The sequence below is a fragment of the Streptococcus oralis subsp. oralis genome (genome assembly GCF_002096435.1).
Lineage (GTDB): Bacteria > Bacillota > Bacilli > Lactobacillales > Streptococcaceae > Streptococcus > Streptococcus oralis_AA.
This window is the reverse complement of sequence record NZ_NCUI01000005.1, coordinates 1-301: the sequence shown is the minus strand read 5'-3', so window position 1 is coordinate 301 and position 301 is coordinate 1. Positions and strand designations below refer to the sequence as shown.

General features: G+C 44.5%; 1 protein-coding gene. It reads right to left on the bottom strand.

Annotated elements, in window-relative coordinates:
• Positions 1-301 (bottom strand): DUF1542 domain-containing protein (locus B7723_RS00025; RefSeq protein WP_142358068.1); only part of this gene is annotated, 301 nt, incomplete at both ends.

Genomic DNA, 301 nt, shown 5'->3' with positions numbered 1-301 from the left:
TTTCTCTTCATCCGTCAAATCGGTACGTGAATCAATGGCTGCTTCCTTAGCTTTAAGGGCATCATCAATCGCTTGCTTGGCTGCTGGCTTGCTTTGAGCGGTTGGATTGACTGCGTTAACTTCAGTTGTTCCAACAGTTTTAGATTGCGATACTGCTTCATCTGTTGTTGCAGTATCAATATTCTTCTTAGCTTCATCTGCTTTCGCATTGGCATCTGCCTTCGCAACAGCTTTCTCTTCATCCGTCAAATCGGTACGTGAATCAATGGCTGCTTCCTTAGCTTTCAGCGCATCATCGATT